This window comes from Variovorax sp. GW821-FHT06D12, from assembly GCF_059419205.1.
The window spans coordinates 271,863-297,594 of sequence record NZ_JBWKRI010000008.1; the positions used below are offsets into that span (position 1 = coordinate 271,863).

Consider the following 25,732-nt stretch of genomic DNA (forward strand, 5'->3'; position numbering starts at 1 on the left):
CTTCTTCTGATTACGAAATCAACGGTAGACAGGGAAGCGGCTCGTCAAGGCGTGGACCTTGGCGCGCACCGCGTCGATGTTCGCCGCGTCGCGCGGGTTCTCGAGCACGTCGGCCACCAGGTTCGCCGTGATGCGGGCCTCTTCGTCCTTGAAGCCGCGCGTGGTCATGGCGGGGGTGCCGATGCGCACGCCGCTGGTGACCATCGGCTTTTCCGGGTCGTTGGGGATCGCGTTCTTGTTGATCGTCATGTGGGCGGCGCCCAGCACGGCTTCGGCTTCCTTGCCGGTGATGCCCTTCGAACGCAGGTCGACCAGCATGACGTGGCTTTCGGTGCGTCCGCTCACGATGCGCAGGCCGCGCGCGGTGAGGGTGTCGGCCACGATCTGGGCGTTCTTGACCACCTGTTGCTGGTAGGCCTTGAACTCGGGCGTCAGGGCTTCCTTGAACGCGACGGCCTTGGCGGCGATCACGTGCATCAGCGGGCCGCCTTGCAGGCCGGGGAAGATGGCGCTGTTGATCGCCTTCTCGTGCTGCGACTTCATCAGGATGATGCCGCCGCGCGGGCCGCGCAGGCTCTTGTGCGTGGTCGAGGTGACGATGTCGGCGTGCGGCACCGGGTTGGGGTACACGCCCGCGGCCACGAGGCCGGCGTAGTGGGCGATGTCGACCATGAAGATCGCGCCGACGTCGTTGGCGACCTTGGCGAAACGCTCGAAGTCGATGTGCAGCGAGTAGGCCGAGGCGCCCGCGATGATCAGCTTGGGCATGTGCTCGTGCGCCTTGCGTTCCATCGCGTCGTAGTCGATGGCTTCGTTGGCGTCCAGGCCATAGCTCACGACGTTGAACCACTTGCCGCTCATGTTCAGCGGCATGCCGTGGGTCAGGTGGCCGCCTTCGGCCAGGCTCATGCCCATGATGGTGTCGCCGGGCTTCAGGAAGGCGAGCATCACGGCTTCGTTGGCCGAGGCACCGCAGTGCGGCTGCACGTTGGCGGCGTCGGCGCCGAAGATCTGCTTGACGCGGTCGATGGCCAGTTGCTCGGCCACGTCGACGTGCTCGCAGCCGCCGTAGTAGCGCTTGCCCGGGTAGCCTTCGGCGTACTTGTTGGTGAGCTGCGAGCCCTGGGCCTGCATGACGGCCGGCGAGGCGTAGTTCTCGCTGGCGATCAGCTCGATGTGATGTTCCTGGCGCGCGTTTTCGGCTTGAATCGCGGCCCAGATTTCGGGATCGGTCTGTTCGACCAGGATATTGCGTTGGTACATGGCAGTCCTTTGAAGACGAGGTCCTTGTTCAACCAAACAAGGGCTGCCCAGGCGAACGGCTGAACGCCTGTTGTGGCCAGGCGGCACGCTTCCCAGTGGTATTCCACGTCAGCGCGTGGCACCTTTTTCAGGGTGCTGCGCCTATCGCCAGTCGCGTACAGGCCGAGTGTAGCGCAGGCCCGCACGCATCCGGGCCGGGAGGGCCGGCAAGGCCTCAGGAAACTGCGGAGAGCAGGGCGACCTTGGCCGGTTCGCTGCCGGTGGCGGGCTCTTCGCCTGCAGGCTTGGCCGGTGCCACGACCGGAATCGGCTGTGCGCGCGCCGTGGTCGGCGGCGGCACGACCATCGTCGACGGCGCACGGCCGGCGGCGACCTGGCGCAGGCGCTCGTGTTCGGCCAGCACCTTGGCGGCATAGCCGCCGTCGTCGTCGAGGTTGGCGGCGCCCACGTAGTAGCGCAGGCCGCCTTCGAGCGAGCCGGCGCGGGCGATGCATTCCTGCAGCACCTTCACGCCGACGCGCATGTTGGTCACGGGGTCGAAGGCGGTGAGCGTGCCGCCCGCGCTTTCGTACTTGTCGCCGTGAACGCGGGTCATGACCTGCATCAGGCCCTGGGCGCCGACGTGGCTTTGCGCGAACGGGTTGAAGCTGGACTCGATGGCCATGATGGCCAGGATCAGCGTCGGGTCGAGCTTGGTGCGCTTGCCGATCTGGTAGGCCTCGGAGACCAGCACGCTCAGCGGCTCGGCCGCGACGCGGTACTTCTTGCTGAGCCAGTAGGCCACCGCCGCCTGCTGCTTGGGCAACTCGTCGGGGCTTGCGGCCGTGGTGCGCTCGATGGCGGTCGGTTCCAGGTCGGTGGGTTCGGGCGCGGGCTTGCGCGACTGCAGCCAGCCCATCAGTTGTTCCTCGCCGGTCTTGCGCAGGTCGGGGCGCGCCACGAGGGCGAGGGCCGCGAACACGATGGCCAGGCCGACCAACGCAAACCCGTTGTGGGTGATTTCAAAAAAGCCGTCTGCCACATCGGACACGAAGGTCCGTAGCCCGCGGGCTGTGGCATCAAACGCCTTGCTCATCGCTTTTTTCCTTTCTGTGCGGCACCTGGCATGCAGCGCCTGAAAGGGCGGTGGATGAAGGCAGCGGCGCTTGGATTGGTATGTACGAATCAGGCTCCGCGCATGGAGGGTGTGTGGGGTAGGGAGCGCGGCGGCCTGATCACGCCGGTGGAATTCGGCAGCGGATTCAGGGAAGGCCCTGCTGCGTCCGGCAGCAAGGCAGGCGGGATTCTATCGTGGCTAAATACACGGTCAAGCATAAGGATTTGGTTTCATATGTTAATAAGTGCTTGAAGAATCCCCTCGTTCGAGGGGGCTCCAGGGGGCGCGGGCCTACGGGAAATCCCTTGGAAAAAGGGATTTGCAAAGGAAGGGTGAGACGCCTAATCTGGACGGGCCTGAGGTTTCAGGCGTTTTTCCGAAGTCAGGCAGTCCGAGGTGCAAGTCAAGGACTCGAACGATGGAGGACTCCACGGCGGCAATCTCTTGCTGCCAGCACGGCGGGAACCATTACTTCCGGTCGCGCGAATCGATGGCATGGGTTTTGAGCCCGCCATCAAGCCCGGTGACAAGACACTTCGTCGACTCACCGGGCTTTCTTGTTTTCGGGGCGCGCACTTTCGGCCTATCCACGCTGGCGGTGATTGCCTTCGCATCACAACGCCTCGCCAAAAGGGAACGCATTCACGTTTCCGCAGACTTTGTTGGCATCTGTTTGCGGCACACTTCTGCGGATGGATGCTGCTTCGATCAAACAGAACAAATGGGTGCGGCGTGGGGTCGTCGCGTTGCTGGTGGTGTTGGCCCTGTGGGCCATCGCGTGGCTGGCGGTGCCGCCGATCGCCAAGAGCCAACTCCAGAAGATCGCGAGCGAGAAACTGGGCCGGCAGGTCACCGTCGGCAAGATCGACTTCAAGCCCTGGACGCTCGAGCTCGCACTGAATGACCTGCGCATCGCCACCGCCGACGGCAAGCAGCCGCAGGTGGCCATCAAGCGCATCTATGCCGACGCTGAATTGCAATCGCTGTTCCGCCTGGCGCCCGTGATCGACGCGGTGACGGTCGAGGCGCCCGCGGTGCTGCTCACGCACCTGGCCGACGGCAAGTACGACATCGACGACATTCTGGCCAAGCTGGCCTCGGGCCCGCCGCCCGATCCGAAGGCCGAGCCCGCGCGCTTCGCGATCTACAACATCTCGATCAAGGACGGCGCGGTCGACTTCGACGACCAGACCGTCAAGCGCCGGCACGAGCTGCGCGGCTTCATGCTGAACGTGCCGTTCCTGAGCAACCTCGCCTCCAAGCGCGAGATCAAGACCGAGCCCAAGCTGGCCTTCGCGCTCAACGGCAGCCAGTTCGACTCGGCCGCCTTCACGACCCCGTTCGCGCAAAGCCGCAAGACCGACGCCCACGTGCAGTTCAAGGGGCTCGACCTCGTGCCCTACCTGGGCTACATCCCCGGCGGCCTGCCCGCGAAGCTGCAGGCCGGCAGCCTGGATGCCGACCTGAAGATCGATTTCCAGCAGACCAACACCATCGGCCTGAAGATCACGGGCACGGTCGAGGCCCATGGCGCCAAGCTGGGCGACGCGCGCGGGCGCGACCTGCTGAGCTTCGACTCGCTCAAGCTGGCGCTGGCCGACGTGCGACCGCTGGAGTCGGTGTTCCACCTGAGCGAGGTCGCGCTGGCCAAGCCGCAGCTGGTGGTGGCGCGCGACGCCGCCGGCCAGCTCAACCTGATGGCCACCGACCCGGCGACCGGCGCGGCCGAAAAGGCGGCGCCGCTGCCCGCGCCCGCCGCCAGCGCCCCGGGCGGCAATCCGGCCGCCGAGAAGCCCAAGCTCAAGGTGCAGGTCGACAAGATCGCGCTCGACGGCGGCCGTGTCGGCTGGCGCGACGAAACCGTCAAGCCCGCCGCAGCCATCGACCTCACCGACCTCGGCATCAACCTCACGGCCGTCACCTGGCCCATGGAAAAGCCCGCGCAGTTCGACGGCAGCACCGCCGTCGCGGGCGCCACGCTGAAGTTCAAGGGCAACGCCACCGACAAGGTCGCTGACGTGCAGACCGAGGTCGAGGCGCTGCCGCTGTTGCTGGCCGCGCCCTACCTGGCGCAGAGCCTGGAGCCCACGCTCGACGGCAAGCTCAGCGGCCAGATCGACGTGTCCTGGGCCCAGCCCGACCTGAAGTTCAAGGCGCGCCGCTTGGCCGCCGACGGCCTGGCGCTGACCCAGGCAAAGACCGCGCTGGCCAGCGTCGGGCGCTTCGAGCTGGTCGACGCCGAGGTCGACATGACCAGGCACACCCTGAACATCGCGTCGTTCACCGCGACCAACCCCAAGGTGAGCGTCGAGCGCGACAACGAGAAGCGCTGGATGTTCGAGCGCTGGCTCAAGACCCCGGCCGGCGGCGCCAAGGTGGCGGCGCCCAAGCCGGCCGACGCCGGCGCGGCGCGCCCGAATAGCGCCAACACCAAGCCCTGGGCGCTGACCCTGGGCACGCTGGCGGTCGACAACGGCAGCCTGTCCTATGCGGACAAGGCCGGCTCGGCGCCGGTGGCGATCGAGGTCACGGCCTTCAAGCTGCTGGCCCAGAAGATCGCACCCGACACCAACACCGTCTCGCCGCTGCAGGTGTCGGGCCGCATCGGCTCCGGCCGCCGCGCGGACCCGGGGCGCTTCGACTACAAGGGCAACATCGTGCTCAAGCCGCTGGCGGCCGAGGGGCGGCTCGAGGTGGCGTCGTTCCCGGCGCATGCCTTCAAGGCCTACTACGCCGACGCGCTCAATGTCGACATCCGCCGCGCCTTCGCGAACTACCGCGGCACGGTGCGCTACGCGAGCGCGCCGGCCGGCATGAGCCTGAAGCTGGCCGGCGACACCGCGCTGGACGACTTCCGCGCCAACAGCGTCTCGCTGACCCAGTCGCCGGGCTTCGACCGCAACAACAGCCAGCTGTTGAGCTGGAAGACCCTGAGCCTGCGCGGCCTGCAGGTCAGCCTCGCACCCAACGCGGCCCCGACCGTGGACGTGCGCGAAACCACGCTGACCGACTTCTTCGCCCGCGTGATCGTCGACCCCACCGGCCGCCTGAACCTGCTGAGCCTGACCAAGAAGGGCGAGGAAGCCTCGAAGGCCGCCGCGGCCGCCGCCACCGAAGCCAGCACCAGGAAGGGCCCGGGTGGCACGACCACCACGACCCGCGCGCCGGCCGCCTCGGCACCGCAGCGGGCTTCGGGCGGTGCGCCGGTGTCGGCCGAAGCCATGGTCGGCGGCGCGCCCGAGCCTGCGCCGGCTGCGTCCGCACCCGTCGTGGCTGCCGCGCCTGCGGCCGACAGCGGCCCGGCGCCCGTCATCAACTTCGGTCCGATGAGCCTGGTCAACGGCAAGATCGATTTCACCGACCTGTTCGTCAAGCCCAACTACTCGGCCGACCTGAGCGAGCTGACCGGCAAGCTCAGTTCCTTCTCGTCGAACCCGCCGAACGGGCAGGGCGGTCGACCGGCGCTGGCCGACCTCGAGCTGCGCGGCAAGGCGCAGCAGACCGCGGCGCTGGAAATCACCGGCAAGCTCAACCCGCTGGCCAAGCCGCTCGAACTCGACATCACGGCCAAGATGCGCGACCTCGACCTGGCGCCGCTGTCGCCGTACTCGGTGCGCTACGCGGGCCACGGCATCGAGCGCGGCAAGATGAGCATGGACGTCAACTACAAGATCGCGCCCGACGGCCAGCTCACCGCCACCAACAAGCTGGTGCTCAACCAGCTGAAGTTCGGCGACGAGGTGGCCGGCGCGCCCAACAGCCTGCCCGTGCGCCTGGCCGTGACCCTGCTGGCCGACCGCAACGGCGTGATCGACGTCGACCTGCCGCTGCGCGGCTCGCTCAACGACCCGCAGTTCAGCATCGGCCCGCTGATCTTCAAGGCGGTGGTCAACCTGATCGTCAAGGCCGTGACCGCGCCGTTCAGCCTGCTGACCGGCGGCCTGGGCGGTGGCGGCAGCGGCGACTCGAGCGCCATCACCTTCGAGCCTGGCAGTTCCACGCTCAGCAGCGGCGCGAAAGAAAGCCTGGACAAGGTCGTGAAGGCCCTGACCGAGCGCCCGACGCTGCAGATGACGGTGGTGGGTACCTCCAGCCTCGAGAAGGAGCGCGACGCCTACCAGCGTCAGCGCCTGCGCCAGCTGACCCAGGCCGAGAAGCGCCGCGTCGCCGTGCGCGGCGGCCAGACCGGCACCGAGGTGGCGCCGGTGACCGATGCCGAATACCCGGAGCTGCTCACGGCCGTCTACAAGCGCTCCGACATCACCAAGCCGCGCAACATGGTTGGCCTGGCCAAGGACCTGCCGGTGAAGGAAATGGAAAACCTGCTGCTGGCCAGCGTGCCGGTCGACGAGGAATCGATGCGCCAGCTCGCCGTCGAGCGCGGCGCCGTGGTGCGCGACTACCTGCTGGCGCAGAAGCTGCCGAGCGAGCGCCTGTTCCTGGGGGCCGTGCGCACCACGGCCAGCGGCAGCGACTGGAAGCCCGGCGCCGAGCTGAGCCTGACCATGAAATAGCCGGCGGGGCTTGGCTTTTCGCCTCGCCTTGCCATAGATCCTGCGGGCCCTTTTCAGCCCGCCGAACGGTGCGCGCCGCAGTTCCGACACGGAATTCGGCGGGCTGTTCGCCAACTGGGTGAAAATGTCGATGTGCGCCGGCCTTTGCCGGCGCCTTCGCTTTCTCTACCAAGACAACGATTTCGCGCAGTGACCTCTACTTCTTCCAAGCCACACGACCTCCAGGCCCTCGACACGCTCACCGGCGGCGCCTTCACCGCGCCGACCTCGGGCGAGCGCGCCGCGCGCATCCGCGACTGGCTCGCGGGCAACCCTTCGTCCGAGCAGATGCAAGAGGTCTTCAAGGAGTTGAGCGGCCGCGACAAGGGCGCCGCGCGCCTGCTGCGCGAAAAACTCGACGAAATCAAACGCGCCAAGGGCCAGGAAGCCATCGCGGCCGAATGGGCGCAGAAGGCCGAGACGCTGCTGGCGCAGTCCAAGCTCAACATCGCCGACGCACTGGCTTGGCAGCGTGACGCCGCCAAGGCCGGCGCGCCGTTGTCGCGCGAACCGCTGGCCGGGCTGAAGGCCCAGCTGGCCGAGCGCGTCAAGGGCATCGAAGACCTGCAGCACCGCGCGCAGGTCCACCGCGAAGCCGCCGTCTTGCTGGCGCAGCGCTTCGAAGTGCTGTCCACCAAGGGCTGGAAGGACGCCCAGGCCGCCGAGGAATCGCTGCGCGCCGACGTGACCCACTGGCAGCAGCAGGCCGCCGACATCGTGGCCGATGCCAACTGGAACAGCCTCGACGCCAAGTTCGCCCCCCAGCTCGAAGCTTCCAAGTCGCAACTGCTCGTGGTGTCCGATTCGTTCCACGGCGCGCTGGCGCAGGCCGTGGCCGCAGCCGCCGATGCCGCCGCGCCTTTGCCCCCGGTGCCCGTCTGGGCCGATGAACTGCGCGCCGCGCGCGGCGAAGTGGTGGCCCCCAAGCCCGCCGCGCCCGCCCGTCCCGCCGCACCCAAGGTCGACCCGGCCGTGCGCGCCGCGGCGCAAGACGCCGTGCAGGCCGCCCTCGCCAAGCTCGAACAGGAAACCGCCGAAGGCCACGGCAAGGCCAGTGCCGGCGCCGCCGCTGCGCTGCGCGCCGTGCTCAAGGAACACGGCAAGCTGGTCGACGCGCCGCTCGAAGCCCGCGTGCATGCCGCACTGGTCGCCGCCGGCGAACTCGAAGGCTGGCAGCGCTGGAGCGCCGACAAGGTGCGCGAAGACCTCGTCGCCAAGGCCGAAGGCCTGCTCAAGCGCCCCGAAGGCCAGGCCCTTGGTGGCCGCAAGATGCAGGAAACCCTGCGCGCCCTGCGCGACCAGTGGAAGCAGGCCGACCAGGGCGGCGTGCCGAACCACGCGCTGTGGAAGCGTTTCGACGAAGCCTGCAACGAAGCGCACAAGGTCGTCGAAGCGTGGCTTGAGAAGGTACGCGCCGATGCCGCCGAGCACCGCGGCCTGCGCGTCGCGCTGATCGAAGAGGTCAAGGCCTGGGCTGCCGCCCATGCCGGCGCCACCGACCTGAAGGCGCACAATCGCGCGCTGCACCAGTTCGCCGACCGCTGGCGCGATGCCGGCCACGTGGGCGAGAAGGTGTTCGCCGAGCTGCAACCGCTGTGGAATGAGGCCTTCGGCGCCGCCCGCGCACCGTTCGAAACCGCGCAGAAGGCCAGCGTCGAACGTCGCCAGGCCATGATCGCCGAAGCCACCGAGCTGGGCGCCCAGCCGATGCTGCGCATCGACGCCGTCAAGGCGCTGCAGCAGCGCTGGCAGCACGAGGCGCAGAGCGTGCCGCTCGACCGCCGCCACGAACAGAAGCTGTGGGACGCGTTCCGCGCACCCATCGACGAAGCCTTCAACCGCAAGACGGTCGAGCGCGAAAAGGCATCGGCCGCCATGAGCGAGCACGATCGCTACGTGCTCGACGCGTCCAAGGCGCTCGACGCGGCCAATGCCGGTGGCGACGCACAGAAGATCCGCGCCGCCATCGCCGGCCTCGAAGCCGCGCTGCGCGGTGAAGTGCCGGCGCCTGCATCGGCACCCGCCACCACGAGCGACGGTCCTTCGGTCGGCGCAACCGGTGTCGAAGCCCCCGGCCAGGCTGCCGCCGAGTTCGGCGAGAGCGCCGAGCAGACGCCGGGTTCGAGCGATGCCGAAGCCACGCCGTCCGCACCAGCGGCAGCAGTGGCGGACGCGCCCGACCTGGTCGCTCCCGCAGACGGCGCGGATGCCTCGGCCCGCAGCGATAGCGCCGCGCACGAAGCAGGTGAAGCCGCAAGCGTCGCGCCGGCCGCGCCGCCGAAGCCCGCACCCAAGCCCGTGGTCGCCATGCGTGGCGACGACCGGCCCAGCAGCAAGAAGGCCGAAGCCGCACCGGCCGCCCGCGGCACGGGTCGCTTCGGTGATCGCCGCGACGGCGGTCGTCCTGGTGCCGGCGGCCCCGGCCGTCCGAACGACCGTGGCGGCCCGCGTCCTGATGCCCGTGGTGGCGATCGCGGCGCACCGGGCGGTGGCCGTTTCGGCGACCGTCCGCCGCGCGAAGACCGCGGCCCGCGTCTGGGCGATGCCGCCTTCCGCGCGCAACGCGAAGCGCTCGAGCGTGCCGACATGGCGCTGCGCAAGCTGGCCGCGCAGGCCCACGGCGAAGCGCTCACGCAGGTGCTCGGCGCCTGGGAGCAGCGCGATGCCGCCCGCCTGCCGAGCGTGCAGGAACTGGGCCGTGCCGTGACGCCGGCCGTGCGCACGCAATGGTCGCAAGCCGTGGGTGCCGCACCGACGGCCGGCGCGAGCGATGCCGCAGAAGCGCTGCTGCGCCTCGAGATGGCCGCCGAAGTGCCGACGCCCGCCGAGCAACTCGATGCACGCCGCGCGCTGCAGCTCAAGCTGCTGACGAAGCGTGGCGATCCGACGCCGGCCCAGACCTGGGGTCAGGACGCCGGCAAGGTGCTCGCCGCCGCGCACGACGCCGCCACTGCGCGCCGTCTGCAGAACGCACTGAAGGCCTTGCTGCGCAAGTAAGGCGCCAGCGCGCATTCATGAGAAAGAGCCCGCCGCGTGCGGGCTTTTTCATGTGTGTCGACCCGTCCCGGCTCAATGCAATTTGGCCAGGATCTTGTCCATTTCACCGGCGGTATAGGCGCGCAGGGAGCGCGTGCGCACATTGCCCTGCATGGCGATGGCCAGGCTGAATGCACAGAGCGCCTGCTCGTCCTCGGACTCCAGCACGCAGACCACATCGCAGTCGCCCATGGTCCAGAAGATCTCGCGCATGTTGACGCCGAGCTTCTGGGCGGTTTCCTTGGCGGCGGCAGCGCGTTTGGTGGTTTCCTTGACGCTCTGGATGCCCTTGTCCGTGAAGCTCAGCATGCCGATATAGGTCACCATTTTCTGCTCCTGTGTTGTTATCCGCGGGGGCGAATCACATGAAGCAACGCCGCCCCCGATGGCGACGCTCCAGGTCATCAGGCGCGCAGCGACGCTGTGGAGGGCGATGGCCGCAGCGATGCTACGCCTGGGGCCTGCAAAGGCAAGGCGCCCCCGATCAACGCCTACTCAGGACGAGGTATGCGGACCGCGATCGCGCGCGCAAGCAAGGAAACCAGATGTGAGGGGCGGTCAGGCTTGCGCAGGCCGAAAGAACGCATCGAAGAGAACCAGCACTCCCGGGAAGTCCCGCGCGAAGTTCGGCCGGTTCACGAAGTAGGCCTCGCAGGCCACCGCGAAGAACTCGCTGATCGAGGTCGCACCGTAATCGTCGAGCCAGGGCGGCTCGGCGCCGAAGCGTTCGGCAAGGATGGTCTTCTCGCGGAAGTCGTCGTAGGCCGGCTGCAGCACGGCCATCCAGGCCGCGCGGGCCTCGCGCGCACTGCGCCGGCCCATGAAGCCGGCCGGCAGCGGCGGGCAGCCGTCGGCGATGCCGTTGCGCATGTCGATCTTGTGGGCGAACTCGTGGATCACGACGTTGTAGCCGCCCTCGCTGCTGACGCTGCTCGCGAGCACGTCCTGCCAGCTGAGCATGACGGGGCCCTGGTCCATCGCCTCGCCGGCGACGACCTCTTCGTATTCGTGCACGACCAGCGCGTCATCGACGACCTTGCGTGGCGCCACCACCTCGGACGGATGCACCACGATGCCGACGAAATCGTCGTACCAGTCGAGCCCGTCCTTCAGATGCAACACCGGCAGCACGGCCTGCGCCGCGATGGCCAGCGCCACCTCGTCGGTGATGACGAAGCCCTGCGTGCCGTGGAATTCCTTGTCCCGCAGGAACTCGGCCGCCAGCGTGCGCAGCTGTTGCTGCTGTTCGGACGGCAACGCGCCCAGGAAGGCGTAGCGCGTGAGCGTGGCGTGCCAGGCGGCGTCGGGAATCGGGGGCAGGGCGCGCAGCCGGCGCAGCCACTTGAACATCGGCGGGCGGTGCGCCTAGCGCAGGTCGACGCGCTGCGCGCCGGCGGCCGACAGGCACAGCAGTTGCGCGCGCGCCGGATGGGCGGCGGCGTCCCAGTCGCTCAGCACGATGCGACGCAGGCCGTGGCCCAGGTCGTGGACGGCGGGGCGGTGGGTGTGGCCGTGGATCAGCGCGCTGGCGCCCGCGTGCTGCAGCCATTGGCGGGCAGCGTCGGCGTCCACATCGGCCCAGAGGGTCGAGGGATCGCGCTTGCGGTCTTCGCTCTGTGCGCGGATGGCGCGGGCGAGGGCGCGGCGCTCTTCCAGCGGGCGCGCGAGGAACGCGGCCTGCCATTCGGGCGTGCGCACCTGGGCGCGAAACTGGAGGTAGTCGGTGTCTTCGAGGCAGAGCGCGTCGCCATGGCTGAGCAGCCAGCGTTCGCCGTGCAGCACCAGCACCGTGGGGTCGTCAAGCAAGGTCAGGCCGCATTGCGCGGCAAAGGCCTTGCCGACGAGGAAGTCGCGGTTGCCGTGCATGAAGAACACCGGCATGCGTTGCGCGGTGCGCTGCAGCAGTTCGGCGCACTGCGCCTCGAAGCCGGGCTGGGCGGCGGCATCGTCGCCCACCCACACCTCGAACAGGTCGCCGAGGATGACCAGCGCATCGGCCGGCGTGGTCTGCAGGTAGCCCTGCCAGGCCTCGAAGGTGGCCAGCTCGCTGGCCTGCAGGTGCAGGTCGGAAATCAGGTCGACGGTGCGCCACGCGGGCGACGCCACCAGCTCGGAGAAAGCCGGGTTCGCCACCGGGGTCATGCCGCTGCGCCGTGCCTGAGGTGCATCACTCGACAGTGACGACTGCCTTTTCGATCACGACGTCCTCGAGGGGCACGTCGTCATGGAAGCCCTTGCGGCCCGTCTTCACGGCCTTGATCTTGTCGACGACATCGGTGCCGCCCGTGACCTTGCCGAACACCGCATAGCCCCAGCCCTGGGCCGAGGGGGCGGTGTGGTTCAGGAAGCCGTTGTCGGCCACGTTGATGAAGAACTGGGCGGTGGCCGAGTGCGGTGCGCTCGTGCGGGCCATGGCCACGGTGTAGTTGGCGTTCTTGAGGCCGTTGTTGGCTTCGTTCTCGATCTCGGCGCCGGTGGGCTTTTGCTTCATGCCGGGCTCGAAACCGCCGCCTTGCACCATGAAGCCGGGGATCACGCGGTGGAACACCGTGTTGTCGTAGTGGCCCTTCTTCACGTACTCGATGAAGTTGGCGGTCGACTTCGGTGCCTTCACGCCGTCGAGTTCGAGCGTGATGACGCCGTAGTTCTTGATGTGCAGTTCGACTTGGGGGTTGCTCATGAGTTAGCTCCTTCTTCGGAAACGGGATTACTTCGCCAGCGTGGCGGACTTGATGGTGAGGGTTTCGACGGGCACGTTCTGCATGCCGCCCTTGTTGCCGGTCTGCACGGCGCGGATCTTGTCGACCACGTCGGTGCCGGCGACGACCTTGCCGAACACGGTGTAGCCGTAGCCGTCGGGGTTGGGCGCGTTGAGCGAGTCGTTGTTCTTCACGTTGATGAAGAACTGCGAGGTGGCCGAATTGGGGTTGCCGGTGCGGGCCATCGCGATCGTGTACTTGTCGTTCTTCAGGCCGTTGTTGGCCTCGAGCGGGATCGGCGGGCGCGTGGGCTTTTGCTGCAGGTCGGCCGTGAAGCCGCCGCCCTGGATCATGAAGCCGTCGATGACGCGGTGGAACACCGTGCCGTCGTAGTGCTTGTCCTTGACGTACTGCAGGAAGTTTTCGACCGTCTTGGGGGCCTTGGCCGCATCGAGCTCGACCACGATGTCGCCCGCCGAGGTGGCGAGCTTGACGCGCGGCGCGGCCTGCTGGGCGTGCGCGCCGGCGGCGGCGCCGAAGGCCAGGGCCGCGGCCAGTGCGAGGGCGCCGCGGCGGCTGAAACGGGAAAGTGCAGAGGTCGTCAAATGAGGCTCCGTGTGCAGGTGGAGGGGAGGGCGATGGGCCTGCGAGGGCGCAGGTTGGGAGGCAACTGTGTGCGCACCGCCGGATTGCAAGAGGCTGTTACTTGGTCGTGCGGCCCACGGGCTTGCGCACTTCGGGCGGCGCGGCCGGCAGCACGGCCGCATCGGCCGCGGCCTTGGGCGTGAAGATCTGGCGGATCAGCGCGAGCTTGGGCGCGACGCTCGCATTGGTGGTGGCGAACTGCTGGGCGCGCTGGTATTCCTGGGCCGCCAGGCGTGCATACACGTCGCCGAGGTTCTCGTGCGCGGTGGCGTAGTTGGGGCTGAGCTTGAGCGCGGTTTCGAGCGCGGCGCGGGCCTGGTCGAACTTGCTTTGCGACGCGTACAGGGCCGCGAGGTTGTTGTACGGCTCGGGCAGTTCAGGGAAGTCCTGCGTGAGCTGCGTGAACGCGGTGATCGCGTCGGCGGTCTTGTTCTGCTCGGTGAGGATCACGCCGCGCAGGAAGCGCATCTGCGGGTCGCGCGGCTTGCCGGCGATGTAGGTGTCGGCCTTGGCCAGCGCCTCGGCGGACTTGCCCTGGCGCAGCAAAAGGTTGACGTCGTCGTAGTCGTTGGCGTGCGCGGCGAAGCCCCACAGACCGAACAGCAGTGCAAAGGCGATGGGGAGTCTGGAGAACGCGGCGTGCTTCATGAAGCCTCGGCAGGATTGGGGGAGAGCGGGGGCCTGGAGAACACCCGGATGCTGCGCGGCGGCAGCCGTTTATACTGCGTCGCATTGTAGCCGAGGGGCCACGTCGAACCCCTCGTAGCCACACCCCCCGTCACCCCTGAAATACACCGTTGCTCGCCCGTACCGCACGTGCGCGAATCAACGCTTTCCGAGTCCCATGAGTCTGCGCATCTACAACACGCTGTCGCGTGAATTGGAGGATTTCTCCCCCCTGCAACCTGGACAGGTTCGCATGTACGTGTGCGGCATGACCGTCTATGACCTGTGCCACATCGGCCACGCCCGCATGATGATGGCGTTCGACGTGGTGCAGCGCTGGCTGCGCGCCAGCGGCTATGCCGTGACCTACGTGCGCAACATCACCGACATCGACGACAAGATCATCGCCCGCGCGGTCCAGCGCGGCATCACCATCCGCGCGCTGACCGACGAGGTGATCGCGGCCATGCACGAGGACATCGGTGCGCTGCGCATCGAACCGCCCACCATCGAGCCGCGCGCCACCGAATACGTGCCGCAGATGCTCGGCATCATCGAGACGCTGGAACGCAAGGGCCTGGCCTACCGCTCGGACAACGGCGACGTGAACTACGCCGTGCGCAAGTTCACCGGCTACGGCAAGCTCTCGGGCAAGTCGCTCGACGAACTGCACGCCGGCGAGCGCGTCGCGGTGCTCGACGGCAAGCAGGACCCGCTCGACTTCGTGCTCTGGAAATCCGCCAAGCCGACCGAGCCCGACGACGCCAAGTGGGACAGCCCCTTCGGCACCGGTCGCCCGGGCTGGCACATCGAGTGCTCGGCCATGAGCTGCGCCACGCTCGGCGAGACTTTCGACATCCATGGCGGCGGTGCCGACCTGCAGTTCCCGCACCACGAGAACGAAATCGCGCAGAGCGAAGGCGCCAACGGCAAGCCGCTGTCGCGCTTCTGGGTGCACAACGGCTTCGTGCGCGTGGACAACGAGAAGATGTCCAAGAGCCTGGGCAACTTCTTCACCATCCGCGAAGTGCTGCAGAAGTACGACGCCGAGAGCCTGCGTTTCTTCCTCGTGCGCACGCATTACCGCAGCGCGCTGAACTACAGCGACGCGCACCTCGACGACGCCCGCAACTCGCTCAAGCGCCTGTACACCGCCCTCGACCTGGTGGCGCCAGGGGCCGTGACCATCGACTGGACGCAGCCCCACGCGGCGCGTTTCAAGGCGGCGATGGACGAAGATTTCGGCACGCCCGAAGCCATCGCCGTGCTGTTCGAGCTGGCCGGCGAAGTCAATCGCACGAAGTCCGCAGACACCGCGGGCCTGCTCAAGGCGCTGGCCGGCACGCTGGGCTTGCTGCAAGGCGATCCGAAGGCGTTCCTGCAGGCGGGCACCACGCTCGACGAAGCCACCATCCAGGCGAAGATCGAGGCACGCGCGGCGGCCAAGGCGGCGAAGAATTTCGCCGAAGCCGATCGCATTCGCCAGGAACTCCTCGAGCAGGGCATCGTGCTCAAGGATTCGCCCACGGGAACGACCTGGGCGGCTGCACAGTGAACGGAACGACGAACCCCGTACCCGCCACCCAGCAGACCAGCGTGCGCATCTACACGCCGGACTATTGGGAGGAAGCCTGCAAGCACCTGGCCAAGAAAGACCGCGTGATGAAGCGGCTCATTCCGAAGTTCGGCGAGGCCTGCCTCGAATCGCGCGGCGACGCCTTCACCACGCTGGCGCGCAGCATCGTGGGCCAGCAGATCTCGGTGAAGGCCGCGCAGTCGACCTGGGACAAGTTCGCGGCGCTGCCGCGCAAGCTGACGCCGGCCAACGTGCTCAAGCTCAAGGTCGATGACATGCGCGGCGCCGGGCTGTCGGCGCGCAAGATCGAATATCTGGTCGACCTGGCCCTGAATTTCGATTCGGGCACCGTGCATGTCGACCGCTGGAAAGACATGTCGGACGAGCTCATCATCGAAGAGCTCGTGGCCATCCGTGGCATCAGCCGCTGGACCGCCGAAATGTTCCTCATCTTTCACCTGATGCGCCCGAACGTGCTGCCGGTCGACGACCAGGGCCTGCTCAACGGCATCAGCGTGAACTATTTTTCGGGCGACCCGGTCAGCCGCAGCGATGCCCGCGATGTCGCCGTGGCCTGGGCGCCGTATTGCAGCGTGGCGACTTGGTATATTTGGCGATCGCTGGACCCCGTGCCGGTCGTTTACTAAGGATCACCCCCAGGCTTCGCGCACTTCGTGTCGCTTCGCCAACCCCCTTCGAGGGGGCAACACCGCAGGCCCGGCAAAGCCGGTTCCTCGGTGTTTCTGGAATAAATGCAAAAGAGCCGGATGGCCGGTCAATTGATGAAATAAACAGGAGAAGACGTTGGCGAAACGAACCTTCCTCGACTTCGAGCAGCCCATTGCTGAACTCGAAACAAAGATCGAAGAACTGCGTTATGTACAGACCGAATCGGCGGTCGACATCTCGGAAGAAATCGATCAGCTCGGCAAGAAAAGCCAGCAACTCACCAAAGACATCTACAGCGACCTGACGCCCTGGCAGATCACCAAGATCGCACGGCATCCGGAGCGCCCGTACACGCTCGACTACGTCAACGAAATCTTCACGGACTTCGTCGAGCTGCATGGCGACCGCCATTTCTCGGACGACCTGTCGATCGTCGGTGGCCTTGCACGCTTCAACGGCGTGCCCTGCATGGTGCTCGGTCACCAGAAGGGTCGCGACACGAAGGAGCGCACCGCGCGCAACTTCGGCATGAGCAAGCCCGAGGGTTACCGCAAGGCGCTGCGTCTCATGAAGACGGCCGAGAAATTCAAGCTGCCGGTGTTCACCTTCGTCGATACGCCCGGCGCCTACCCCGGCATCGACGCCGAAGAGCGCGGCCAGTCGGAAGCCATCGGCCGCAACATCTTCGAGATGGCGCAGCTCGAGGTACCCATCATCGTCACCATCATCGGTGAAGGCGGTTCGGGCGGCGCGCTGGCCATTTCAGTCGGCGACCAGCTCGTGATGCTGCAGTACTCGATCTACTCGGTGATCAGCCCCGAAGGCTGCGCGTCCATTCTCTGGAAGACCAGCGACAAGGCGCAGGAAGCCGCAGATGCACTGGGCATCACGGCGCACCGCCTGAAGGCGCTGGGCCTGGTCGACAAGATCGTCAACGAACCCGTCGGCGGTGCGCACCGCGACCATCGCCAGATGGCCGCGTTCCTCAAGCGCGCGCTCAACGACGCCTTCCGCCAGGTCAGCGACCTGAAGACGAAGGAACTGCTGGACCGCCGCTACGAGCGCCTGCAGAGCTACGGCCGGTTCAACGACACCAAGGCCGACAACAGCCGCTGAGCGGCTTTCCCTTTTCCATCATGAGCGAAGCCTTCGAACGCGCCATGGCCGCGTTCGAACCGGCGAGCCTGCCGCTGGCCGTCGGCTTCAGCGGCGGCGCGGATTCGACCGCCTTGCTCGCGGCCTGCGCGGCGCGATGGCCGGGGCAGGTGATCGCCTTCCATGTGCATCACGGCCTGCAGGCGGCGGCCGACGACTTCGAGCGGCAGTGCGCGCAGGTCTGCGAGCGGCTCGGTGTGCCGTTGGTCACACACCGCGTCGATGCGCGGCATGCGCCGGGCGACAGCCCCGAGGATGCGGCGCGGCGCGCACGTTATGACGCGTATGCGGCCATGGCACGGGCCGACGGCGCGCGGCCTGCGGTGTCGTCCATCGCGCTCGGGCACCATGCCGATGACCAGGTCGAAACGCTGCTGCTGGCGCTGTCGCGCGGCGCCGGCCTGCCGGGCCTGGCCGCGATGCCTGCGCATGCCGTGCGCGACGGATTGAACATCCATCGGCCGCTGCTCGCGGTACCGGCGGCCGACATCCGCAGCTGGCTGGCGCAGCAGCAGTTGCCGTGGATCGAAGACCCGAGCAACGCCGACGCGCGCTACACCCGCAACCGCATCCGCGCCGTGCTGCTGCCTGCATTGGCAGAAGCCTTTCCGCAGTTCCGCGCCACCTTCGCGCGCAGCATCGGCCACGCGGCGCAGGCCCAGCAGCTGCTGGGCGAACTGGCGTCGCAGGACCTCGCCGCGGTGGGCGAACCGCCGCAGATCCGGACGCTGCAGGCGCTGTCTCGGGCGCGCCAGGCCAACGTGCTGCGCCACTGGCTCATGCAGTCGCACGGCTGTGCACCGAGCGCGGCGCAGCTCGACCAGCTGCTGGACCAGGTCCGCGCCTGCACCACGCGCGGCCACCGCATCCACCTCAAGGTGGGCGCGGGCTTCGCCGAGCGCAGGGGAGAGCGGCTGCATTGGTACAATGCCCCGCCCTCGCTGAAGACTTCGCTCTGACGGCTTGCAGGGCGCCGCTTTCCAGGCGGCCCTTTATCTTTCTCTGATTTCATCCATGGCATTGATCGTTCACAAATACGGCGGCACGTCGATGGGCTCGACCGAGCGCATCCGCAATGTCGCCAAGCGCGTCGCCAAATGGGCGCGTGCGGGTCACCAGATGATCGTGGTGCCCAGCGCCATGAGCGGCGAAACCAACCGCCTGCTCGGTCTTGCCAAGGAGCTCTCCCCGGGCAAACCCGGCGTGGCCTATCACCGCGAACTCGACATGCTCGCCTCCACCGGCGAACAGGCATCGTCGGCACTGCTGGCCATGGCGCTGCAGGCCGAGGGCGTGGAGTCGGTGAGCTACGCGGGCTGGCAGGTGTCGGTGCGCACCGACAACTCGTACACCAAGGCCCGCATCGAGAGCATCGACGACGCCAAGGTGCGCGCCGACCTCGCAGCCGGTCGCGTGGTGGTCATCACCGGCTTCCAGGGCGTGGACGACGAGGGCAACATCACCACGCTGGGTCGTGGCGGCAGCGACACCTCGGCCGTGGCCATCGCGGCGGCCATGAAGGCCAGCGAGTGCCTGATCTACACCGACGTCGACGGCGTCTACACCACCGACCCGCGCGTCGAGCCCGACGCGCGCCGCCTGACCACCGTGAGCTTCGAGGAGATGCTCGAGATGGCCAGCCTGGGCTCCAAGGTGCTGCAAATCCGCTCGGTGGAATTCGCCGGCAAGTACAAGGTGCCGCTGCGTGTGCTCTCGAGCTTCACCGCATGGGACATCGACATCAATGAAGAGGCCAAGTCCGGCACGCTGATCACTTTCGAGGAAGACGAAAACATGGAACAAGCCGTCGTATCCGGCATCGCATTCAATCGCGACGAAGCCAAGATCTCGGTGCTCGGCGTGCCCGACAAGCCGGGCATCGCGTATCACATCCTCGGTGCCGTGGCAGACGCGAACATCGAAGTCGACGTGATCATCCAGAACCTCAGCAAGGACGGCAAGACCGACTTCAGCTTCACCGTGCATCGCAACGAGTTCGCGCGCACGGTCGAGCTGCTGGAGTCGAAGGTGATGCCTTCGCTGGGCGCCACCGAAATCGTGGGCGACACCAAGATCTGCAAGGTCAGCATCGTGGGCATCGGCATGCGCAGCCACGTGGGTGTCGCGAGCAAGATGTTCCGTGTGTTGAGCGAAGAGGGGATCAACATCCAGATGATCTCGACCAGCGAAATCAAGACCTCGGTCGTGATCGACGAAAAATATATGGAATTGGCAGTGCGCGCACTGCATAAAGCGTTCGATCTGGACCAACCGAGCGCTTAAGTAATGGCATAATTGCGGTTGCTTTCAGGAACTGTGACCGAGTGGCCGAAGGTGCTCCCCTGCTAAGGGAGTATGGGGTGTAGAGCCTCATCGAGGGTTCGAATCCCTCCGGTTCCGCCAGGATTGGCTTCCTGATCACCTTGCAGTGATCAAACAGCCCAAAAAAGCCCCGCCAGTCGGGGCTTTTTTGCGTCTGCGCGCAACGCGCGACCGCTCCGCCGAAATGGCGAAGCGATGTCTTCAGGACGGCTGCGGTCCGAGCACGGGCAGCGTCGCGATCGGCGCCGTGCCCACATGCAGTTCGCAAGGATCGCAAGGCACCGCAATCTGCCGGCCGTCGAAACGTACCCGCACGTGCGGATAGGTCGCTCCGGTGATGGTGCCGAGCCGGCCTTCGCAGACGACGCGATCGCCGCGACGGAACGACCGGCCGAACCGGAGCTTGATTTTTTCAAAACTCATTTCAGTGTCTCCTGGGTGTGCATCCGATGCTCAGCGCACCGGGTCGGATTCGAGCGGTGGCCGCACCAGCGTCGCGGCCGTGTCTTGCAGGATCAGCGCGTGATCCGGGTCGTGGCTGAGGTAGGGGCTGGTCAGCAGCTGGCCGATCAGCCGGTCGAAGTGGTAGCGGACCTTGGCCGGCTCGGGGTGCGCGGCGTACAGCGCGCGCAGCATCGAGACGACGGCGCTGGTCTGCGTGGTCAGGACCTCCATGGAACCCAGGCGGCCCGCCGCTTCGAAAACTGCTTGTTGATCTGAGGGGGGCATCCGGGCCTCCTTTTTGGGGCGTTGGCATGTCCAACGCAAAAAGAGGCTGAAAGGCTTACTTCGAGAGGATCGCTCCCCAGAATTGGTGATGCCCCGCCTTCGATTCGTGACTTATTTCACGAATTTCGACTCACTGGCGCTGAGCGGGCGCAGACCCCAGCACCTCGGCCAGCACCCGCAAAGCGTCGGTCGCCAGGTCCGCAAAGCGCACCGAGCAGGCCAGCATGAGGTTCAGCGGCAGCCCGAAATCTTCGATCAGCGTGCCCTCGGGGTCGCGCAGGCTGCCGTCCGGGTCGCGGCCGACGACGCCTGCCGTGGCGGCGCGCTGCGCATAGGTGCCTGGCGGAACGCCGTAGGCGGCCACCGGAAGGCCCAGCGCGATGGCCACGCCGACCTCGAACACCGTGCCCGAGTCGGGCTCCAGCCCGCGAAACGGCGCGAGGTTGGCAATGACGCCGTCCGCCGACCGCAGCAGCGTCATGTTTTCCTCGTAGATCCGGCGCGCGGGGTCGGGGCCGGCCGCCTTGCCGTCGAACGGCGGCACGGCCGTCATGCCGAGCGCGTCGCAGGCCAATGCCAGCGCGGCAAAGTACTGCGCGGCGTCGGGCCGGAACACGTCGGGGCCGGCAAGGTAGACCCGTGGACGCGTGGAAGAGGAGGGCATCTGTCGAGTATGCGACCGCCCCCGGCCAGCGCCAACGGGAAGGGCTGCGGCGCGGTTGGTTACTTCTTCATCGCCTTGACTTCGGCCATGCCCTTGCTTTCGTCGGCCTTGGCCTGCTTCACGCAGGTCGACTTGGCTTCGCCCTTCTGGTCGTCGCATTTTTCCTTGGCGACGCTGTAGGTCACTTCCACCTTGGCTTCGGCCAACTTGCGGGCGTTGCCGTCGCTGGGCTTCATCTTCTGGTCGAGCTCGGCCTTGGCGATCTTTTCCTTGCCCTTGGCTTCCTCGACGCAGACGTCCTTGGCGTTGTCCTTCATGGGATCGCACGCGGCGCGGTCGGTCTTGTAGTCGGCCGAGATCTTGTCGCGGGCCGCCTTGTATTCGGCGACCGCCGGATCGACCGTGGCCGCGGGCGGCGGGTTCACTTGCGCTTGCGCCGAGACGGCCGTGAGACAGGACACGGCAACGGCGCACATCCACACGAGCTTTCTTTGCATGGTCATCTCCTTGAAGGCGCCGGCGGTTGCCTCATTGCGACAAGCGCAAGAGAACCGGCGCCCGAAAACCATCCTAGGAACCGACGGCGCGAGAGCGGTAGGACGCCTCGCGAAGCCGCCGTCAGCGCATGCTGACGCTCAGTGGCCTTCCGTTGTAGCCTGCGCGCGCATCTCGCTGCGCAGGGCGCGCTGTCCCGAGGCCAGGGCGAGCTCGTAGCTCTCGACCGGGTCGAAGGCGCAGCGAAGGACGGTGGGATGCGCACCGTCGGTGTCGGTTTCGAGCAGCCGCCAGACAAAAGATCCGGGAGCCGGCTCGTCGATGATGAGTTCGATCGGATGTGTCATGGCCTCACCATGTCCGCTCGCATGGCGCCTGTCTGTAGGCGAAGGCCGACCGATGCCGCGCCGCGCCGCCAGAACCCCCAGATCTGGTGATGGCCGCAGCGCCGCCGCGAGGGGACACTGCAGCCTCGCGCGCGAAGCCTGGGTGATGATTCGGGCATGCTTGCCCCCTTGTCCGAACCGTCCTGATGTCCGCTTTCTCTCCCCAGCCCGAAGGTCCGGCGATGACGCCGCCGCCCAGCCCCGACCTGCCGGCGCCCGTGCTCATCGTCGAGGACGACGCGCTGATGCAGCGGCGCATCGTCGGCATCCTGAACCAACTGGGCTACGGCAACGACGTGCTGGTGCTCGCGGCCACGCTGGCCGATGCGCGCATCGAACTCGCGCGCCAGTCGTTCGCGCTCGCGCTGGTCGACCTGGGCCTGCCCGACGGCAACGGCGTGGAACTGATCGCGCAGATGAGCGCGCCGACCGGTGCGGCAATGAACGCCGACGATGGCCCCGGCATCCTCGTGATCTCCGCCTGGAGCACCGACGACCTGATCCTCAACGCGCTGCGCGCCGGCGCCACCGGCTACGTGCTCAAGGAGCGCGACGACCTGGAGCTGCTGCTGTCGATCCGCAGCGTGCTGCGCGGCGGGGCGCCGATCGATCCGTTCATTGCGCGCCGCATCCTTGACCTGACGCAGGCGCCGCCGGCCACGCCGGGGCGCGTCGGCGAAGATGTGCTGACCTCGCGCGAGCTGCAGATCCTCCAGCTGGTTGCCGAAGGCTTGACCAACCGCGAGATAGCCGAGCAGATCTTCCTGTCGCGGCACACCGTCGAATGCCACATCAAGAACATCTACCGCAAGCTCACCGTTTCCTCGCGCACGCGCGCCGTTTTCGCAGCGCGTTCGCGTGGCTTGCTGGCCTGAGCCTGTGGTGGTTGTTCGCGCACGCAGCTGCGGCGGTCGAGGCGTGCGTGCCGCACATCGACAGCGTGCGGGCCGTGCGCGCCGCCGCCGGCGCGGGGCCTGAAGCACCGCCGCCCATCGACGGCTGGCAGCCGGTGTCGCTGCCCGACCACTGGGCCACGCGCTGGCCCGGCTTCGAAGGCATCGTGTGGTACCGCATCGACTGGCAGCGCCCCTGCGCCGGTCGCGACGACGCGCCGCAGCTGGGCGTGGCCTTCGATTACCTGAGCATGGCCGGAGCGATCTCGCTGAACGACAACCTGCTCTGGCGCGACGCCAGCCTGGTCGAGCCGCTGAGCCGCAGCTGGAACACGCCGCGCGTCTTCTTCCTGCCGGCCGCCGCGTTGAACCCCGGCACCAACACGCTGTGGGTGCAGGTGGTGGGCGGCAGCATGTACGGCTCGGGGCTGGGCCGCGTGGTGCTCGGCACGGCGGACGCGGCGGTGGCGTACCACGATGAACGCCGCCTGTTCGCGCGCGTGCTGCCCGCGGTCAACCTCGTCATCTCGATCACGCTGGGCTGTTTCTTCCTCGTGCTGTGGGTCATGCGCCGGCAGGAGGTTGCCTACGGCTGGTACGCGCTCAGCGCCATTGCCTGGCTGGTGTTCGCGAGCAACACCGTGGTCAGCACCTTGCCGTGGCCGTTCGCCTCCACCGACGCCTGGTCGCGCTGGATCACGGCCTGGATGGTCCTGTACGTGAGCTGCTTCTGCATGTTCATGTGGCACTTCGGCGGCCAGCGCTTTCCGCGCTTGAGCCGCGCGCTGTGGACGATGGCCGCGCTGGCCGTGGCGGCGATCGCACTGCTGCCGCAGCCCGCGCTGTCGGTCGCGACGCTGGCGGTGTTCATCGTGTATTCGCTGCTCTTCATGGCCGTGTGCGTGCAGTTCATCCTGCGCGCACTCGACACGAAGAAGACCGAGCACCTGCTGCTGGCCCTGTGCGCCTTCGGCTTCCTGGTGGCCGCGGTGCACGACGCGCTGATGATCCTGCGCGTCATCGACGACCGCTTCGGCTACACCGTGGTCACGGCGCCGCTGATCATGATCGGCATGTCGCTGATCCTGGCGGGTGGCTTCACGCGCAGCCTGCGCCGTGTCGAAAGTTTCAACGACGAGCTGGCGCGCGAAGTGCGCGGGGCACGCACCGAGCTGGCCGACACGCTCAGCCGCGAACACCAGCTCGAACTCGACAACGTGCGGCTGCACGAGCGCCTGAGCGTGGCGCACGACCTGCACGACGGCCTGGGCAGTTCGCTGGTGCGCTCGATCGCGCTGGTGGAACAGTCGGGCGAGGCGCTGCAGCGGCCGCAGTACCTGTCGATGTTCAAGTCGCTGCGCGACGACCTGCGCCAGATCATCGACACCCACAGTGGCGGCGCGGCCCCGGTGGCCGCCACGCCCACGCAATGGCTGGCGCCGATGCGCCACCGCTTCGGCCGCCTGTTCGAGGAGATGGGCGTGCGCAGCCACTGGCAGACGCCCGCGGCCTGGCCCTGTGCGCTGTCCGCGCGCCAGGTGCTGGGCCTTACGCGCCTGCTCGAGGAGGCGCTGGCCAACGTGGTGAAGCACAGCCGTGCGCGCACCCTGCGCGTGCAGCTGATGGCCGACGGCGAGGCGGGCGTGCTGCTGAGCGTCGAGGACGACGGCGTGGGCTTCGATGCGGTGGCCATGGCCTCATCGATCGGCGGACTGGGCCTGCGCAGCATGCAGGCGCGCATGGCCCGCATCGGCGGCACGCTGCAGATCGATGCGGGCGATGGCGGCACGCGGTTGGCGGCGAGGGTGCAGGCACCCGTGGCAGGCGCTGGCAGCAGCTGAGTCCCGCTGGCGCGTGATCAGCGCGCCTTGCGGAACGCGCGCACCTCGGGCGCCGGATGGTCTTCGATGTGCTGCAGCAGGAAGTCGAGAAACTCCTGCGCCGACGGCGAGAGTCCCCGGTCCTTGTTCAGCCACACCTGGAACTTGCGGCTGAGCACGGGCGTGACGAGGGGGCGGAATTCGAGCTGCTGACGCTGCAGCAGCTCGCCCGCATACGGCAGGCAGGTGGTCACGCCCAGGCCGTGCTCGACCATGCTCAGCGCCGTGGTCAGGAAGGCGACTTCATGCGTCGGGCTGAACTCCAGCCGGCCCGGCGACGCATAGAGCTCGGCGCTGAGCAGCTGCGTGTATTCGCCCTGCAGCGAGATCACGGGGTAGCGGACCAGGTCGCTCCAGGCGACCCTTTGCTTTTTGGTGAGCGGATGCCCCGGGGGCAGCACCGCGAGGAAGGGCAGGGTGAACAGCGTGCGCGCCACCACGTTGGCGGGCGCGTCGCGCTCGGGGCCGATGGCCAGGTCGACGTCGCCGTTGATGAGCCGGCCCAGCACGCTTTCGACCATCGAGTCCTGCAATCGCACGCGGATGCCGGGGTACTTGCGGGCGAAGGCCGCCATGATTTCCGGCATGACCGTGCACGCCATCACCTGCGGCACTGCGATGCGCACGGTGCCGGTGCGCAGCTCGCGCAGGTCGGACACCGCATCGAGCGCCATGCCCAGGTCCTGGAGGATGCGTTCGGCCATCGGCAGGAACACTTCGCCTGCGCTGGACAGCTGCAGCTTGCGCGTCGTGCGGTGAAGCATCTGCACGCCCAGGTTCGACTCCAGGTCCTTGATGAGGCCGCTCAGCGCCGACTGCGTGATGTGCAGCCGCAGGGCGGCCTCGGTCACGCTGCCGGCGCGGGCCACCGCGATGAAGGCGCGCAATTGGCGCAGCGTGACATTCATCGGTTTGTCCGATAAGTGGGAAAGAAATATCTGATTGAACCATGAATGAAGCTCGCATCCAATCGCAGCGCCATCACAACAACCACTGCCAGGAGAC

At 67.4% G+C, this 25,732-nt stretch carries 23 protein-coding genes, 1 tRNA gene and 1 riboswitch; of the genes, 10 read left to right on the forward strand and 14 right to left on the reverse strand.

Annotation, left to right across the window (positions count from 1 at the left end):
* Positions 1-18: 18 nt before the first annotated feature.
* Together glyA and AC07SQ_RS24360 are read right to left on the reverse strand one after the other, a co-directional pair.
* Positions 19-1,263, reverse strand: a complete 1,245-nt coding sequence (gene glyA, locus AC07SQ_RS24355; protein ID WP_495271489.1) for a serine hydroxymethyltransferase — start codon at positions 1,261-1,263, stop codon at positions 19-21.
* A 38-nt stretch (positions 1,264-1,301) separates the two neighbouring features.
* A riboswitch (ZMP/ZTP riboswitch) is annotated at positions 1,302-1,428 on the reverse strand.
* Between the two features lie 49 nt (positions 1,429-1,477).
* Entirely contained in the window at positions 1,478-2,338 is an 861-nt protein-coding gene (locus tag AC07SQ_RS24360; protein WP_062481551.1) for a lytic transglycosylase domain-containing protein, read from the reverse strand.
* Between the two features lie 713 nt (positions 2,339-3,051).
* Here AC07SQ_RS24360 and AC07SQ_RS24365 point away from each other — a divergent pair.
* A complete protein-coding gene (locus tag AC07SQ_RS24365) occupies positions 3,052-6,873 on the forward strand; it encodes a DUF748 domain-containing protein (RefSeq protein ID WP_495271488.1) in 3,822 nt (1,273 codons plus the stop codon).
* Positions 6,874-7,062: 189 nt separating this feature from the next.
* Positions 7,063-9,909: a DUF349 domain-containing protein gene (locus AC07SQ_RS24370; RefSeq protein ID WP_495271487.1), complete on the forward strand. Its 2,847-nt coding sequence runs from the start codon at positions 7,063-7,065 to the stop codon at positions 9,907-9,909.
* A 72-nt stretch (positions 9,910-9,981) separates the two neighbouring features.
* Here AC07SQ_RS24370 and AC07SQ_RS24375 read toward each other — a convergent pair whose 3' ends face one another.
* The 6 genes from AC07SQ_RS24375 to AC07SQ_RS24400 form a co-directional block, all read right to left on the reverse strand.
* A complete protein-coding gene (locus AC07SQ_RS24375) occupies positions 9,982-10,275 on the reverse strand; it encodes a GYD domain-containing protein (protein ID WP_495271617.1) in 294 nt (97 codons plus the stop codon).
* A gap of 231 nt (positions 10,276-10,506) precedes the next feature.
* On the reverse strand, positions 10,507-11,298 hold the full coding sequence (locus AC07SQ_RS24380) for a M90 family metallopeptidase (protein WP_495271486.1): 792 nt from the start codon (positions 11,296-11,298) through the stop codon (positions 10,507-10,509).
* A 15-nt stretch (positions 11,299-11,313) separates the two neighbouring features.
* Positions 11,314-12,090, reverse strand: coding sequence for a UDP-2,3-diacylglucosamine diphosphatase (locus tag AC07SQ_RS24385; protein WP_495271485.1), 777 nt, complete (start codon positions 12,088-12,090; stop codon positions 11,314-11,316).
* A 25-nt stretch (positions 12,091-12,115) separates the two neighbouring features.
* Positions 12,116-12,628 (reverse strand): peptidylprolyl isomerase, encoded by a 513-nt coding sequence (locus AC07SQ_RS24390; protein WP_070060416.1) that lies wholly within the window; start codon positions 12,626-12,628, stop codon positions 12,116-12,118.
* Between the two features lie 27 nt (positions 12,629-12,655).
* Positions 12,656-13,252: a peptidylprolyl isomerase gene (locus AC07SQ_RS24395; protein ID WP_082818298.1), complete on the reverse strand. Its 597-nt coding sequence runs from the start codon at positions 13,250-13,252 to the stop codon at positions 12,656-12,658.
* A gap of 97 nt (positions 13,253-13,349) precedes the next feature.
* Positions 13,350-13,940, reverse strand: a complete 591-nt coding sequence (locus tag AC07SQ_RS24400; RefSeq protein ID WP_062480948.1) for a tetratricopeptide repeat protein — start codon at positions 13,938-13,940, stop codon at positions 13,350-13,352.
* A 196-nt stretch (positions 13,941-14,136) separates the two neighbouring features.
* On the opposite strand from AC07SQ_RS24400, the gene cysS reads away from it, so the two are divergent.
* The 6 genes from cysS (at position 14,137) to AC07SQ_RS24430 (ending at position 19,761) form a co-directional block, all read left to right on the forward strand.
* Entirely contained in the window at positions 14,137-15,513 is a 1,377-nt protein-coding gene (gene cysS / locus AC07SQ_RS24405) for a cysteine--tRNA ligase (RefSeq protein ID WP_495271484.1), read from the forward strand.
* Positions 15,510-16,181, forward strand: coding sequence for a DNA-3-methyladenine glycosylase family protein (locus tag AC07SQ_RS24410; RefSeq protein ID WP_095947831.1), 672 nt, complete (start codon positions 15,510-15,512; stop codon positions 16,179-16,181). The genes cysS and AC07SQ_RS24410 overlap by 4 nt, the downstream gene beginning before the upstream one ends.
* Positions 16,182-16,338: 157 nt before the next feature.
* A complete protein-coding gene (locus tag AC07SQ_RS24415) occupies positions 16,339-17,319 on the forward strand; it encodes an acetyl-CoA carboxylase carboxyltransferase subunit alpha (protein WP_056582036.1) in 981 nt (326 codons plus the stop codon).
* 20 nt (positions 17,320-17,339) lie between these two features.
* The gene (tilS, locus tag AC07SQ_RS24420) at positions 17,340-18,317 is read left to right on the forward strand and encodes a tRNA lysidine(34) synthetase TilS (RefSeq protein WP_495271483.1); all 978 of its coding nucleotides are present in this window, start codon (positions 17,340-17,342) and stop codon (positions 18,315-18,317) included.
* A 55-nt stretch (positions 18,318-18,372) separates the two neighbouring features.
* Positions 18,373-19,641, forward strand: coding sequence for an aspartate kinase (locus AC07SQ_RS24425; protein ID WP_062480939.1), 1,269 nt, complete (start codon positions 18,373-18,375; stop codon positions 19,639-19,641).
* Between the two features lie 27 nt (positions 19,642-19,668).
* Positions 19,669-19,761: transfer RNA gene (locus AC07SQ_RS24430), tRNA-Ser, on the forward strand.
* 120 nt (positions 19,762-19,881) lie between these two features.
* On the opposite strand, the gene AC07SQ_RS24435 is transcribed toward AC07SQ_RS24430, so the two are convergent.
* From AC07SQ_RS24435 to AC07SQ_RS24455, 5 genes are all read right to left on the reverse strand, one after another.
* Entirely contained in the window at positions 19,882-20,103 is a 222-nt protein-coding gene (locus AC07SQ_RS24435; RefSeq protein ID WP_492695871.1) for a hypothetical protein, read from the reverse strand.
* Positions 20,104-20,133: 30 nt separating this feature from the next.
* Positions 20,134-20,409, reverse strand: a complete 276-nt coding sequence (locus AC07SQ_RS24440; protein WP_095947829.1) for a hypothetical protein — start codon at positions 20,407-20,409, stop codon at positions 20,134-20,136.
* A gap of 130 nt (positions 20,410-20,539) precedes the next feature.
* Positions 20,540-21,073, reverse strand: coding sequence for a nucleoside 2-deoxyribosyltransferase (locus AC07SQ_RS24445; protein WP_495271482.1), 534 nt, complete (start codon positions 21,071-21,073; stop codon positions 20,540-20,542).
* A gap of 59 nt (positions 21,074-21,132) precedes the next feature.
* Entirely contained in the window at positions 21,133-21,570 is a 438-nt protein-coding gene (locus AC07SQ_RS24450) for a hypothetical protein (protein WP_495271481.1), read from the reverse strand.
* A 138-nt stretch (positions 21,571-21,708) separates the two neighbouring features.
* Complete coding sequence (locus AC07SQ_RS24455) at positions 21,709-21,915, reverse strand: hypothetical protein (protein ID WP_095745046.1); 207 nt, start codon at positions 21,913-21,915, stop codon at positions 21,709-21,711.
* Positions 21,916-22,100: 185 nt separating this feature from the next.
* Between AC07SQ_RS24455 and AC07SQ_RS24460 the strand changes: the two genes are divergently transcribed.
* Together AC07SQ_RS24460 and AC07SQ_RS24465 are read left to right on the forward strand one after the other, a co-directional pair.
* Complete coding sequence (locus AC07SQ_RS24460; protein WP_495271480.1) at positions 22,101-22,829, forward strand: LuxR C-terminal-related transcriptional regulator; 729 nt, start codon at positions 22,101-22,103, stop codon at positions 22,827-22,829.
* A gap of 47 nt (positions 22,830-22,876) precedes the next feature.
* A complete protein-coding gene (locus AC07SQ_RS24465) occupies positions 22,877-24,688 on the forward strand; it encodes a sensor histidine kinase (RefSeq protein ID WP_495271479.1) in 1,812 nt (603 codons plus the stop codon).
* A gap of 17 nt (positions 24,689-24,705) precedes the next feature.
* Here the strand turns inward: AC07SQ_RS24465 and AC07SQ_RS24470 are convergent, their stop codons facing one another.
* Entirely contained in the window at positions 24,706-25,635 is a 930-nt protein-coding gene (locus tag AC07SQ_RS24470) for a LysR family transcriptional regulator (RefSeq protein ID WP_492742149.1), read from the reverse strand.
* Positions 25,636-25,732: the final 97 nt, after the last annotated feature.

Excerpts from the sequence above, each read along its gene's own strand:
- AC07SQ_RS24380 (WP_495271486.1), bottom strand. The coding sequence starts at position 11,298 with ATGTTCAAGTGGCTGCGCCGGCTGCGCGCCCTGCCCCCGATTCCCGAC.
- tilS (WP_495271483.1), top strand. The coding sequence starts at position 17,340 with ATGAGCGAAGCCTTCGAACGCGCCATGGCCGCGTTCGAACCGGCGAGC.
- AC07SQ_RS24440 (WP_095947829.1), bottom strand. The coding sequence starts at position 20,409 with ATGCCCCCCTCAGATCAACAAGCAGTTTTCGAAGCGGCGGGCCGCCTG.
- AC07SQ_RS24375 (WP_495271617.1), bottom strand. The coding sequence starts at position 10,275 with ATGGTGACCTATATCGGCATGCTGAGCTTCACGGACAAGGGCATCCAG.
- AC07SQ_RS24460 (WP_495271480.1), top strand. The coding sequence starts at position 22,101 with ATGTCCGCTTTCTCTCCCCAGCCCGAAGGTCCGGCGATGACGCCGCCG.
- AC07SQ_RS24450 (WP_495271481.1), bottom strand. The coding sequence starts at position 21,570 with ATGCAAAGAAAGCTCGTGTGGATGTGCGCCGTTGCCGTGTCCTGTCTC.
- AC07SQ_RS24390 (WP_070060416.1), bottom strand. The coding sequence starts at position 12,628 with ATGAGCAACCCCCAAGTCGAACTGCACATCAAGAACTACGGCGTCATC.
- AC07SQ_RS24445 (WP_495271482.1), bottom strand. The coding sequence starts at position 21,073 with ATGCCCTCCTCTTCCACGCGTCCACGGGTCTACCTTGCCGGCCCCGAC.
- glyA (WP_495271489.1), bottom strand. The coding sequence starts at position 1,263 with ATGTACCAACGCAATATCCTGGTCGAACAGACCGATCCCGAAATCTGG.
- AC07SQ_RS24455 (WP_095745046.1), bottom strand. The coding sequence starts at position 21,915 with ATGACACATCCGATCGAACTCATCATCGACGAGCCGGCTCCCGGATCT.
- AC07SQ_RS24435 (WP_492695871.1), bottom strand. The coding sequence starts at position 20,103 with ATGAGTTTTGAAAAAATCAAGCTCCGGTTCGGCCGGTCGTTCCGTCGC.
- AC07SQ_RS24365 (WP_495271488.1), top strand. The coding sequence starts at position 3,052 with ATGGATGCTGCTTCGATCAAACAGAACAAATGGGTGCGGCGTGGGGTC.
- AC07SQ_RS24400 (WP_062480948.1), bottom strand. The coding sequence starts at position 13,940 with ATGAAGCACGCCGCGTTCTCCAGACTCCCCATCGCCTTTGCACTGCTG.
- AC07SQ_RS24360 (WP_062481551.1), bottom strand. The coding sequence starts at position 2,338 with ATGAGCAAGGCGTTTGATGCCACAGCCCGCGGGCTACGGACCTTCGTG.
- AC07SQ_RS24470 (WP_492742149.1), bottom strand. The coding sequence starts at position 25,635 with ATGAATGTCACGCTGCGCCAATTGCGCGCCTTCATCGCGGTGGCCCGC.
- cysS (WP_495271484.1), top strand. The coding sequence starts at position 14,137 with ATGAGTCTGCGCATCTACAACACGCTGTCGCGTGAATTGGAGGATTTC.
- AC07SQ_RS24425 (WP_062480939.1), top strand. The coding sequence starts at position 18,373 with ATGGCATTGATCGTTCACAAATACGGCGGCACGTCGATGGGCTCGACC.
- AC07SQ_RS24385 (WP_495271485.1), bottom strand. The coding sequence starts at position 12,090 with ATGACCCCGGTGGCGAACCCGGCTTTCTCCGAGCTGGTGGCGTCGCCC.